This window comes from Thermogemmatispora aurantia (assembly GCF_008974285.1).
GTDB lineage: Bacteria > Chloroflexota > Ktedonobacteria > Ktedonobacterales > Ktedonobacteraceae > Thermogemmatispora > Thermogemmatispora aurantia.
Map to the genome: position 1 here is coordinate 275,571 of NZ_BKZV01000003.1, position 12,519 is coordinate 288,089.

Below are 12,519 nucleotides of genomic sequence, written 5' to 3' on the forward strand. Positions count from 1 at the left end.
GGCGCCCTGCTGGTGAGCAGCACCTGAGATCCGCAGAGATCACACGCTCTCTCCTGGTCGCTGTGCCGCCTACAGTTCGGGCGTCGGCAGGCCATGAGAGCCTAGAATGAGGAAAAGCTCTCCCCCATGATGGAGATCATGCTCGATGAGGTGCCAGATGATTTCCTGACACACGTAGCTGTAGGGTCTGTCGCGCCAGACCCCCGAGAAGGTGGTCTCCAGGTCGGCGAGCGTCCACTGCCCAAGTTGCTCATCGATGATCCGCCAGGTGGTCTCTAAGCCCTCGATAAGTACGGTCACCGGTCCATCAGGAGCTTCTATGTTCCAAGATGTGTAAGGCAGCAGCAGCTCCGGCTTTATTTCCATGACTCCCCCAAACCAGCCAGCTCGCGCCGCGGCAATATGGGCGGCAAGCTGGCGGATGTTGCGCAGGTGAGGAGCGATACGTAGCTCCAGCTGCCCCTCGCTGAGTGGGGTCAGTGCCTCGACCAGGAGCTGCTGATAGCGGCCCCAGCCACGATAGATCTCTGTCAGCGTTCTTCCTCGGGGTCGGGTTTGCTCGGCTTCTGTCATGCTTTGCTCCTTCTCTCTGATGATTCATCCGTTGTTTGTGAAGCTCGCCCCTCGCAAGCAGGGTGAGGGAGGAGCGTACAGACTCTAGACTAGCACGAATAGCGGACAGCTGCTGACCTACAATCTTCCAATTTCAGACGAGCAATGTGCTAACCAAACGGCGAGAAGACAAGGGCAAAGCTGCTGAGGTGCGGTCTTCCTCCTTTTGACCCTTCTTTCAGGCCTGGCGCCTTGCTCTGCTCCCACACAATGCCGGGCTGAAACGCTTCCCTGGCAGAAGGGCGTGATAGGGATGGACATGATCAGGCAGATCACGAGAAAGGCACAGAGAAAAACCTCAAGCAATCTCCGTTGTAGTGCGCTATCTCATCGGCTGTTGCCTGGAGAGGAGAAGAGTGTCTCATGACGAACTGGAGCGCTGCCGATATTGAAAAGGGCCTGAGCGTCTATAGCGCCGATCAGCACCACCTGGGTCAGATAGTGGCCATCTACCCTGAGAGTGTGCGGGTGCGCCGTGGGCCGTTGCTGTTCTGGACAGATCGTTTTTATCCCTATACGGCCATCGCCACGCGCCAAGATCAACGCCTGATTCTGAAGATGAGCGCCTCCGAAGCCGGGGAAGGGCAGTGGCGCAAACGCCCAGCCTATGGGAAGCATCCTGGGGATGTCCTGCAAACCTTCTACGATCGCGGTCACGGGGTCGAGGACCCCTTCGATCCCGAGCAGGGCTGAGCCAGCGCTCTCAGCTGGCCCGCGGGTCATGGGTCCGCTACCTGTTCTGGCCGCTCCGGGCGTCTTTAAAGGGTAAGTCTGCAGGGGAGGGACCGCCCGGCGGGGGGGAAGAAGCAAACGGTCAGAAGGAAGATACGGTTAGAACCTGAGAGAATTTAAGGTAAACACCTGATGTTGGCTAACCTGGGTTCCAGGTAGAATAAAAGCCGCTGGATGGATGCCAGGAATGGGCCTACCCGGCACCAAATGCCGACCACGAGGCCGTACGGAGGCCGGCAAGCTGGTTTTTGTCGGTGAGTTTCCCGAAGGGAGCGTGGAATCATGGCTATAGCTGCTGCAGATCCCGTACGCGATGGCCGCAGGATGCGACCGGCCAGCCAGTCAGCGAGGCGGCGCATAGGCCGGAAGGCGGCCACGCTGGAGATAGAAAGCGAGGCCGTTCTGCTGGCCACTGGCGAGGACGATGCTGCCCTCCCCGCGAGCGAGACCGTTGCCGATCTGGCCCTTGATCCGTTGCTGGAGAGCAGCGATGAGCTAGAGATGGAGAGCGTCGAGCCCGACCTGGCTGATGAGGTTCCCGAACGCCGCTCTCCAAATGTACGCCAGGCGCTCGGCTCTGAAGATGCTTTTCAGAGCTACCTGCGCGATATCCGTGGCCTGGGGCTGCTGACCCACGAGGAAGAGCTTGAGCTGGCACGACGTGCCGCTGAGGGCGATGAGCTGGCGCGTCGGAAACTGATCGAGTCAAATCTGCGTCTGGTCATTGCTATTGCCCGTCGTTATACAAGCACCGGCGTCCCCCTGGTCGATCTGATCCAGGAGGGTAACCTCGGGCTGATGCGCGCCGCCGAGAAGTTTGATTATCGTCGCGGTTGCCACTTCGGCACCTATGCAACCTGGTGGATTCGTCAGGCTGTCAGCCGCGCCGCCGGCGAGCAGTCTCGCCTGATTCACTTGCCTGAACATGTGGCGACCCGCCTCCGCAAAGTACGCCGCGTCGCCGCTCAGCTTTCTCAGGAGAGCGGGCTGGACCCCGAACCTGAGCAGATTGCTGCAGCTTGCAATATTGACGTGAATGAAGTCATCGATCTCCTCAGTGTGATTGAGCAACCCGTCTCTCTGGATGCCCCCGTCGACGACGAGGCCCGCCATTCGCTGGCCGATACGTTGGAGGATAGTACTGCCCCCGCTCCCGCTGAGACCGCTTCACAGCACTTGCTCGGCGAGGAGCTACATCGCGCTCTTTCAACGCTTACCCCGCGCGAGCGCGCTGTGATTACGCTCCGTTACGGCATCGGCGATGGACGTAGCCGCACGCTGCTGGAAGTCGGCAAGGAATTGGGCATTTCGCGCGAGCGCGTCCGCCAGCTCGAGGTGGTGGCCCTGATGAAGCTGCGCAATTTCAGCGGCAACGCTTCTTTACGGGAGTGCGTGTGAGTGCGCGCTCGCCTAAACCGGACCGACTGGGCTTGTCCAGTAACCCTGGCTAAAGGAAGAGCCCGGCGCTCCGCAAAGAGAGCAGATAGATCCTTCCCTTTGCCCGCTCAAGGGGGCATGGGTCGGCTGGCTGGCTAGCCCATGCCCTTCACGGTTATGCCTCCTCGATGGGAGAAAAGGCCTTTCCTTCGCCCTCGGCCTCCCTACTTCTACGTCCGGCTTCCTCGCATTCCCTTTCCGGTCGACCCGATCCCACGGCTCTCCCCTTTTTTGCGACCTGCCTCTCGTGAAAGCCAGGGCCGCATCTCCCACTCTCGACGAAAAGACTTACCCTGTGGTAGACTGCGGAAGAGTAATCAGGAGAGATAAGAGTTTGCTACGAAGCGCTTGCTTTTGTCTGAGAGGAGAATTCAGCAGATGCAACCTTGTGCAACCTGTGGTACCGATGTGAGCGGTAAACGTTTCTGCCCGCAGTGTGGTACACCTGTGCCACAGACCCAGCCTCTGCAGCCACAGCAACCGACCGTCACCCCAGGCGGAGCGGCGGCGGCAAACGGGGAATGGTGCCCGCGCTGTGGCGGCCAAGTGCGACCCGGAGCAGCTTTTTGCTCCCACTGCGGCCATGCTCTGCGTCCAGCAGCACCCAGCGCGCCGACAGGGCCGTCCATGCGGCTCTGCCCTCAATGTCACGCGCAGGTGGCTGCCCAAAATGCCTTCTGTACGAACTGCGGCGCTGCTCTGACCGAGCCTGCCACGCCGCGCTTCTGCCCCCAGTGTGGCCAGCCCCAGCAGAGCGGCGCCCGCTTCTGCAGCGCCTGCGGCACAGAGCTGAACGTCGCGGCAGTAGCCTCCGCCCCAACAGTAACGACCGCCGGCCCCTACCCTGTGCCCCCGGCTGCCAGTGCTGGCAGCACACCCGGAGCCAGCCCATACCCCGCACCGGCTCCAGCTGCCGGCTCGCCCGCTTATGCTCCCCCCACGGCCCAGCCACCGGCCCAGTATGGAGCCTATCCTGCCGGACAGCCAGTCCCTGGGCCTGCCAATGCGATCCCCGCTGGCCCCTATCCTGCACAAACACCATTGGTGCTGCGCTGCCCGGTCTGCTGGGCCATCTCTCCCCTGGGGACAAGCAACTGCCCAGGCTGCCACACGAGTCTGGTCGGCGTCGCACCCGTGCCTGCTACCGCAGTGCAGCAGCCACCCAATCAGCAGGGCGGCGGCCCCGGTGGCCTGTTCCAGGGGAACGGCGGCAAACTGGCAATGGGCGCCCTGGGCGGGGCAGCAGCAGTGATCGGCGGCGAGATGCTCCTGCACGGCCTGGAGCGCTCCCTGGAGGGCAATGACTACGGCTACCCTCACCACCACCACCACCATCACCATCACCATCACAGGCAGGAGGAGGGCGTCTTGGGCGACTTGGGTCGCCTGGCAGACGACGTGGGCCTGATTTGAGCGACCCTGACTGCGTACCATACAGCCTGCGGCCTCTCAGCAAAATCCTTCTGCCGCCGCGCAGCGTGAGGGTCAAGGGCCGGGCTACCTCTCTTCGGCCCGGCCCGGCCTGCTGCTGGCCCTCTACTCTTAGCTACCTGCTTGTGCGCCGCTTCTCGCTGTACCCAGATGGGCTAGTCTGCCTAACTTCTTCTATTGCCTTGTTGCGACACACCTGTAAAGGGTCTATAATGTCTGGCGACAGGGGGTATCATTCTCAAGAGAAGCCGCTCGGGCGTGCCTCACCTGCCTGTTTACCGACTGGCTCACTAGCGGCTGAATTCATGACGAAACGCATGCATCGATGCAATACGAGCGAACTACGCTGCCAAACGGCTTGCGTCTGCTGACGATGTGCGTGCCGAGCATCCGCTCGGCCAGCATCGCTTTTTTCTTTGCCGCCGGCTCGCGCTACGAACCGGATCACCTGGCCGGCATATCCCACTTTATTGAGCATATGCTGTTTAAAGGTTCAAAAAATTATCCAAGCGCACGTATTCTCTCGGAAACAATCGAGGGGGTAGGGGGAGTCTTCAACGGCAGCACGGGGAAGGAGCTGACTAGCTATACGGCGCGCGTCCCCTGCGAGCACCTGGACGTGGTGATCGAGGTTCTCGCCGATATGATCCGCTATCCACTTTTCGATCCCCACGAGATCGAGAAGGAGCGGCAGGTGATCATCGAGGAACTGAGCGCGACGCGCGATGACCCGCAGGAGTGGTCGGGCCTTCTGCTCGACCAGGTTATGTGGCCCGGCTTGCCGCTGGGGCGCGATGACGCGGGACGCGACGAGACGGTGGCCGCTATCAGCCGCCAGGATATGCTGACACACCTGGAGCAGTTTTATTGTCCCAATGCCCTGGTGGTGGGTGTGGTGGGTAATATTCACCATGCCCAGGTGCGAGAGCTGATCGAGTGGCTCTTCCACGACTGGGAGCCGCGCCCGCTACGAACCTGGACACCCTGCCCGCCGCCGCGGGATGTTCCACCCGTGGCCGTGGTCTATAAGGAGACAGAGCAGACGAATCTTTCGCTAGGTACCCTGGGAGTTGCTCATTCTTCTCCCGACTATTATGCGCTGATGCTCTTGAATGCCATCCTGGGCGAAGGAATGAGTTCGCGTCTCTTCCAGAGTATTCGTGAGGAGCGCGGGCTGGCTTACGATATCGGTAGTTACACGAGCAGTTACTATGAAACAGGGAATCTGGTGGTGAGCGCAGGGGTCGACCCTTCCCAGACGGAGGCCGCTGTACAGGCCATTGTGCAGGAGTTAAACAGGCTCTGCGAGGTGCCCGTCTCTGAGAGGGAGCTAGAGCGCTTTAAAGCCTATGTCTGCGGGGGCCTGATCCTGGGTCTGGAGAGCACTCAGCAGGTCGCCAGTTGGCTCGCCAGTCAGGAATGCCTGCTTGGCCGTGTGGTCGATGTGGATGAGATGATCCACCAGATTCAGACCGTGACTCCCCAGGATCTCCAACGGGTGGCGCGCACCTGCTTCGCCCCCGAATGGCGCCGCCTGGCGTTGATTGGCCCCGAGGACCCTCGACAGATCGACCATTTTCAGAAGTTGCTCACAGCTGCCTAACGCGGGAAGAGGAGACCAGGTTCTATGCTGAAAACAATGTCTACGCTGCGTGAGTATTTGCAGTATACGGAGGATGCCCTGAGCGCCGGGCGCATCGAGGAGGCCCTCGAACATTGCCAGTATGTACTCTCGCACTTTCCTCACTCTCTAGAGGCTCACCGCCTCCTCGGCGAGATCTATCTGGCCCAGAATCGTCTGGTCGAAGCCCAGCAGACTTTCGATTGGGTCCTGACAAATGATCCCGAAAACGTGCTCGCTTACTGCAACCGCGCGCTGACAAGCGAACGCCTGGGCGATGTGGAAACTGCGCTCGATTGCTATCAGCAGGCTTATGAGCTGAGCCGTGGCAATAGCCAGATCCGTCAGGAGTTTAATAAGCTGAGCGCTCGCAGCGGCCAGCCTGGCTTTATGCTCTCGCGCGCCGGCCTGGCCCGCCTCTACATGCGCGGTGACCTGCTCTTCCAGGCCATTCAGGAGTGGGAAGCGGTGCTGACCGCCACCCCCGATCGCCTGGATGCCCGCACTGGCCTGCTCGAGACCTGCTGGCGCGATGGCGACTATGAGCGCGCTGAGCAGATCGCGACAGGCTTGCTGGAAGAGATTCCTGGCTGCCTGAAGGCTCTGCTGCTTCTGGCTCATATGACCTTCCCCCATAATCCAGCCCGCGCTCGCGAGCTGATCCAGCGCGCTGAGACGCTTGATCCCGAGATGACAATGGCTCGCGAGCTGTTCAGGGATCTGCTGACAGCCTCCCCCAATGACCCTTTCCTGGCGCTTGTGCGCAAGGATGCTGTCTTGATGCCGCCTCCTGAGCGGCCCGCCGCTCCATCCGTGACTACTGCAGCTTCCGCTGCTGAGCTGGCTTCGGCCAGACCCGGCTCAGCTCTGGCCGAGGAGCAGGAATCAGCCAGCGAGGAGAGCGAGCCGATCTTCGGATGGACGACACCCGACCCTTATCCTCTGGCTTTGACGACGACGCCTCCTTCCTCTCCGACGCCTGCACCGCCTTCGACGCCCTCGCAGCCGCCAGAGGCCCCTACCTCCAGCAGCAGCGAGGCCTACCGCGCAAGCTCCCCTTCCTGGTCTCTCTCTGGCAGCGATCTCTCCTTCGGAGAGCAGGGACTTGCCTGGGAAGAACAACCGGCATGGCCCCCCCTCTCATCAGCGGGTCCCGAGGAAGACCTGGGGCTGTCGGCTGGCCAGTCTTCCACCCATCCTGCCTGGCTAGATGCCCTCGATTCACCGCTCTATCGCCAGCCATCTGGCTCGCTCGCTACCCCAACTCCTTCGCCTGAGCTAGCGGCCTCTGCTGAGGCAGAGGGAGAGGCGGCTGCCGCGCCCGAGCCGGAGTCAGCAAACCTGGCCCACAGGGAAGAGGCCTCAGACAACGCCTGGCCCCAGCCCACGGCTCAGGCAGAGTCACCCGCTGATCAACAGGAGGCAGCGGAAGAGATCTTTCCATTCATGCAGGAGGGAGCCGACCCGGAGGAGGGCTGGCCGGAATGGCTGAAGTCCCTGGGAGCGGAGACAATAGAGGAAGAGGAGCCTGCCGAGGAGTCACCGGCCTCTCCCGCCAGCGCTGGCTCACGCGGAGCAGTCTGGGGCGAAGTCGGGGAGGAGGAGCAAGTGCCAAAGCCGGGAAGAGAGGCGGCCTGGCTATCAGGTCAGGGAGCGCAGGCCACCCCAATGGCCCCAGTTTCGGCAGAGGCCGACGGCTATGGGCGCCAGGAACAGGACCTTCTCTCTGAGCCAGCCGCTCGCTCTGCAGAGGACTACTCTTTGCCGGAAGCGACTTACCCGGGCTCAGCAAGCTGGGACGATCTGACAAGCGAGGAATTTTCCGCCCCTATGGAAAAGCCGGCCTGGTTGGAGCAGCTGCAGGCCAGCCACAGCGCCTTTGAGGAGCAGGAAGTGGCTAGCCCGCTCTGGCCACCTTCTGCCTCGCCAGCCATGCCTGGGACAGACGCGACGCCCGCTCCTCCAGCCGCTTCGATCTGGGGAGAGGAGCCGCCCATGTCCTCCACACCTGCGTCCGCCACACCCGCCGCCTCGCCAGAGAGTTCCACTCACCCGGAGGCAGGGATTCCCTGGCTTGAGCAACTGGCCGGTTGGTCAACAGGCTCCGCAGGCTCTGCAGGCTCGTCTACGGATGCTCCGTCTGTTTATGAGGCCCAGGTCGCGCGCCCTGAGCCAGAGCCAACACCCGCCCCTTCAGCCCAACCCCGAGAGCAGCCAGCCTCGTCGTGGCTGACTGAGCTGGCTGCCGGCGCTGGACAGCGCCCCGCAGAGCAGAGCGGGCCACCAGCAGCCGCCGAGCAACGACTGCTGACAACTTTGGAGGATCTCGAACAGCAACTTTATGCTCAGGGCTTCGTGCCGCTACAGCCGGGCGAGCTGGCTGCCTTTGCACAGCAAGGGACGCCCTCCCAGCCCGCAGCGCCTGAACAGCAGCCTCGGATCTCCTATGGCAATCAGCCACAGCCAGTGATCCCTCCAGCCTCACCCCCTCCTTCCGAGCTGGAGGAAACGGTTCGCGCCCCGCAGGGACAGCCGCCGCTGCAGCCTCCTCGTTATGAGGAGCCAAGGCGCGCTCCTGAACCGCTCTGGCCCGCGACCCCCGGCTCAGGCCCAAGCTCTGCTCCGGGTCCCTCACTGCCGGGCTACCGACCCGATGCCCTGCTGGAGGACGAACTGGAGACGACGATGAAGCGCCCAGTTTTCCGACTCCAGCCAGCCCAGAATCGTCCTGCGGCACCAGGTGGGCGTCCCTCCTCACCAGCTCGCCCCGCCGGTCGCGAGACCGCCAGCATCGGTACAGGTGGCCCCAGCACCAGTGCGGGCAGAAGCTCGGAAGGCAGCGAGGCCAATTACAAGGAGCACCTGATCCGCGGGTATCAGTACCAGCTCGCCGGCGCTTACGACGAGGCCATGCAGGAGTATCGCATTGTGATCCGCAATCAGCCGGAACTGCTGGGCGAAGTGATCAGCAATACACGCGCTTTACTGAAGCTGGCACCGAAATATGCGCCAGGCTACCGCGTGCTGGGTGACGCCTACATGCGCCAGGGCGAGTATCTGCAGGCAATGGAGGCTTATAATAAGGCGCTGACAATGACACGCCGTGCCAAGGGTCAGGGCGCTTCCTCCTAGCGCCGGGTCAGCATGACACCAGGCGAACACTCGCCGACAGCTCGCCCGGCAAGCAGAAAGAGCAGTAGGTAGGTAGGCAGGCAGGCAGGCAGGCAGGCAAGGGGAGAGAGGCCCGGTCAGCCAGGTGGGCCGTGCACTCGCCCGGCTCTGACTTGGGCTGGCTTGAGCCGAGCCGACCTGCCCTCCTCCCGGCCACTACTCTCTAGGCCAGGCCGGCTCAGGACCGGCTGCGCTCTGGCGTTGAGGTGAGCGACTCTCAGCTCAGAGAAGAATCTAGCTACCATCCAAAGGAGTCATCAGTGGAGACGATTCTACAGCGGTTGACCGAGCTTGATGAGGTCACAGGCGTCATCCTGGTGGGTAAGGACGGGCTGATCGTCAGCGGAACGTTGCACAGCGAGGATGAGGAAATGATCGGTGCCTTGTCCGCTACCGCCTTTGGCTCCCTCAGCACCTATACCAAGCAAATTAACCAGGGCGAGATTCGCCATGCTATAATTGAAACGCAACAGGGGACAATCCAGATGGCGGAGGTGGGCGACCTGATCCTCGTCGTGACAACCCAGCAGACCCGCTCTCCCAATCTCGGACGTGTACGCCTGGAGATGAAGAAGGCCTGTCGCCAGATTCTCCCTCTGGTGACAAGCCAGTAGGAGTCTCTTCTTCCTCCTTCGCTCAACTAAACCATTGGTCTGTAATTCGGTGGAAAGGAAGTTTTGACTGCAAGCGATGGAACGAACGCTGATTATCATTAAGCCCGAGGGGGTCCAGCGCGGCCTCATCGGGCAGATTCTTGCCCGCTTCGAGCAGCGAGGGCTGAAGTTGGTTGGCCTGAAGATGCTGCAGATGTCTCCCGCACTGGCAGAGGAGCACTACGCTGTCCATAAAGGGAAACCCTTCTACACCGGCCTGGTGAAGCATATTACTTCCGGTCCCGTGGTGGTCGGCGTGGTCGAAGGCCGTGGCGCGATTAAGATGGTGCGCACCATGATGGGGGCGACCAACGCCGCCGAGGCTGCCCCCGGTACGATCCGCGGCGATTTTGCCCTGGAGATCGGCTACAATATTATTCACGGCTCCGACGGCCCTGAGACCGCAGCTCGAGAAATTAGCCTCTTCTTTAAGCCAGAGGAGCTGCTTGATTACCGGCTGGCCAGCGAGTCCTGGCTCTATGAGGAGCAGGCGAACCAGTGAGCAAGCTTTTGCTCTCTGATGCTACTTACCTCTTAGTCTAATCGACTGGTCTCTGCGTCGGCTGACAACGCCCAGGTTCACGGCCTGCCCCCTGCCTGCCTATCTATTGGTCCGCCCGCTGGAGTTACTGCGCCGCTTTTCTTCACCCGGCTCCAGCGCGCTCCTCGCGCTTTTTCTCTACCTGACCTGCCTTACATGACCGGGCGGCTGCTTGCCAGGCGCCGCCCGCCCGCCCAGCCGCCCGGCAACGAGCTACGCTCTTCCGTACGGCAGGGCAGCGCTATCTTCAGCGGGAATAGCTGGCCTGGCCAGTTGAAGGCCCGGAGAATTAGCCATAAGCCCGGCCTCAGAGCATAAAGGCCGGCACAGCTCATGAGAGGAGAGGAACAGCAAGCAGGCAAGGAGAGAGGAGGACAAGGCAGATGACGAGAGTAGGCCGCTTCGCCTGACCTGGAGCCAATGCGGACTGCTCGCTGAGGCCGTGAGATTCTGACTGGACAGGCGTCAGCCCACCATTTGGCCGATCAGTCGGGACTGCTCCTCCGGGCCCCTTTCCCTTTGACAGCTTCTTTCTTCTCCGCCTTCTCTGTCAGACGCCAGCAGCACGTCTTGCTACGCAGGCAGCGGTTCTGCTCTTCCAGAGTGAGCGGGGGCGTGCCTTTCATGCAGAACACCTGATACAGCGGCTCGCCCGCTTCTATATCGCTGTCGGAAAACCAGCGCTCGCGATAGAACGGGCAACCGTTGCGGTGCTTTCGCCAGTTTGGACTGTTCGCTGGATTACTTTCAAGTGTACCTGCCAAGAATCCCTTCCTTCCTCTCAACAAACGCGCTTTTGCTTGTTCTGCTCGCTAACTGTACCAGAAAGACGTGCGACAAGCATTCTGCCAATTTAGGCCGACGAGGAGCTGGCACCCTCTCCCTGCTCATCTGCTTCTGAGTCGCCTCGCCAAATCTGGTACGGATGAGGTGGCTGCATCGTTCTGACAAGCTTTTCCCTCGCCGGTCTGGTGGTCTCATCCTACTGCGGAAAGGGCTGCCATGTCAAGTTGATGATACGCAAAAGATCAACCAAAGATAGAGGGAATCGCTTTTTGTCTGGAGAGTCAAAAAGAGACGCTATCATTCTTTGTCACCGGCTAGCACGATGGCAAGCCGCGCTTGCAGAGCAAGGCAGGCATCCGCTATACTGGGCAAGAGGCCAGGAGGCTTGCTCGCCGACGAGCACGGGAGCGAGGGCCAGACAGGTTCTGACACTCCCTCCTGGTTCCTTTCCTGGATGCGATGTGCCCTGTCACTCCGACCTAGCTGGAGGATTTGGTGAGTTCGTTGTCATATCCCGAAAGGGACCCCCAGCCAGACCGCCCACCTCAGAGAACAGAGGAGGCCCCTGTTCCCTGGTCGTTTCGCGAGACCTGGCTGGCGCTGTTGATCCCCCTGGTGCCCTGGCTGCTACTCTCGCTCGGTACCCAGCTCCAGGGAAGTCGCTTACCTGCACCGAAGGCGCCTCTTTCGTTGCAGCAAGATCTGGAGGGGGCGCTGGCCGCTGCGCTCTCGACGCTGGTTGTGGAGGGAGCCTTTTTGCTGGTTGCGCTCTTCTTTGCCCGCCGGGCCCTGCGTCGCCAGGCAGCTTCTGAGGCTGGTAAGCTAGCGACGACCGAAGCTGGCGGCGAGATCCCGCCGTCTTCTGCATCGGCAACAGCGAAAGAGGTACGCGTTCCCCTCGGGGCAGTGCTGCAAACCCTTGGTCTGCGTCGCTTTCGACCGCTTTTTCTGTGGCTGATTGTGGCTTTTCTGGCCCTTCTCTATCTGGTCAACGGTCTCTATTCGGCACTGCTTGAGGGCCTGCATCTCCCGCTACAGACCAACGATCAGGTCATCCTGGAAAGTAGCCGCCTGGCGCCGCTGACGACCGTGGTCCTGCTGGCGCTGGCGGTGATCGTAGCTCCGCTCTGCGAGGAGATCTTCTTTCGCGGCTTCGTCTTTCCCGGCCTGCGCCGCGGCCTGCCTGTCGGCTGGGCCGTGCTGGTGAGCGCTCTGATCTTCGGTCTGGCTCATGCCGACCTCGGCTCGTTGCCCGTGCTGATCGTGATTGGCCTGCTCCTGGCCCTGCTCCGCTGGTGGAGCGGCTCCCTCTACCCCGGCTTACTCTTGCATATGCTCAATAACGGGATCAGCGCGGCGGTGATTCTACTCTATATGCTGGGTCGGCTGCACTAACTCCCAACTCTGGAGCGACAGGCAGGCCAGCAGCGGCGTGACCAGCGAGGCAGCGCTGAGGGGTCTCCAGCTTCCTTGCTTCGTTTAGGCCGTCTCAGCCAGGGAGTAGGGGACCCACTCAGGTCGCCAGACGCCGCTCA

9 protein-coding genes are annotated in these 12,519 nt (G+C 61.5%); 8 read left to right on the top strand and 1 reads right to left on the bottom strand.

What is annotated here, in order from left to right:
- Window positions 1-69: 69 nt before the first annotated feature.
- Window positions 70-573 carry a DinB family protein gene (locus KTAU_RS10860; RefSeq protein WP_151728407.1) on the bottom strand — a complete coding sequence of 168 codons (504 nt, stop codon included), beginning with the start codon at window positions 571-573 and terminating at the stop codon, window positions 70-72.
- A gap of 402 nt (window positions 574-975) precedes the next feature.
- Between KTAU_RS10860 and KTAU_RS10865 the strand changes: the two genes are divergently transcribed.
- From KTAU_RS10865 to KTAU_RS10900, 8 genes are all read left to right on the top strand, one after another.
- Window positions 976-1,305: a hypothetical protein gene (locus KTAU_RS10865; RefSeq protein WP_151728408.1), complete on the top strand. Its 330-nt coding sequence runs from the start codon at window positions 976-978 to the stop codon at window positions 1,303-1,305.
- Window positions 1,306-1,626: 321 nt separating this feature from the next.
- Window positions 1,627-2,742, top strand: a complete 1,116-nt coding sequence (locus KTAU_RS10870; RefSeq protein ID WP_228026405.1) for a sigma-70 family RNA polymerase sigma factor — start codon at window positions 1,627-1,629, stop codon at window positions 2,740-2,742.
- Between the two features lie 417 nt (window positions 2,743-3,159).
- The gene (locus KTAU_RS10875) at window positions 3,160-4,194 is read left to right on the top strand and encodes a zinc ribbon domain-containing protein (RefSeq protein ID WP_151728409.1); all 1,035 of its coding nucleotides are present in this window, start codon (window positions 3,160-3,162) and stop codon (window positions 4,192-4,194) included.
- Window positions 4,195-4,537: 343 nt separating this feature from the next.
- Complete coding sequence (locus tag KTAU_RS10880; protein ID WP_151728410.1) at window positions 4,538-5,815, top strand: M16 family metallopeptidase; 1,278 nt, start codon at window positions 4,538-4,540, stop codon at window positions 5,813-5,815.
- A gap of 24 nt (window positions 5,816-5,839) precedes the next feature.
- Window positions 5,840-8,965, top strand: coding sequence for a tetratricopeptide repeat protein (locus tag KTAU_RS10885; RefSeq protein WP_151728411.1), 3,126 nt, complete (start codon window positions 5,840-5,842; stop codon window positions 8,963-8,965).
- A 299-nt stretch (window positions 8,966-9,264) separates the two neighbouring features.
- Window positions 9,265-9,618: a roadblock/LC7 domain-containing protein gene (locus tag KTAU_RS10890; protein ID WP_170293221.1), complete on the top strand. Its 354-nt coding sequence runs from the start codon at window positions 9,265-9,267 to the stop codon at window positions 9,616-9,618.
- Window positions 9,619-9,694: 76 nt separating this feature from the next.
- Window positions 9,695-10,159 carry a nucleoside-diphosphate kinase gene (ndk, locus tag KTAU_RS10895; protein WP_151728413.1) on the top strand — a complete coding sequence of 155 codons (465 nt, stop codon included), beginning with the start codon at window positions 9,695-9,697 and terminating at the stop codon, window positions 10,157-10,159.
- 1,320 nt (window positions 10,160-11,479) lie between these two features.
- On the top strand, window positions 11,480-12,379 hold the full coding sequence (locus tag KTAU_RS10900) for a CPBP family intramembrane glutamic endopeptidase (protein ID WP_170293222.1): 900 nt from the start codon (window positions 11,480-11,482) through the stop codon (window positions 12,377-12,379).
- Window positions 12,380-12,519 lie beyond the last annotated feature (140 nt).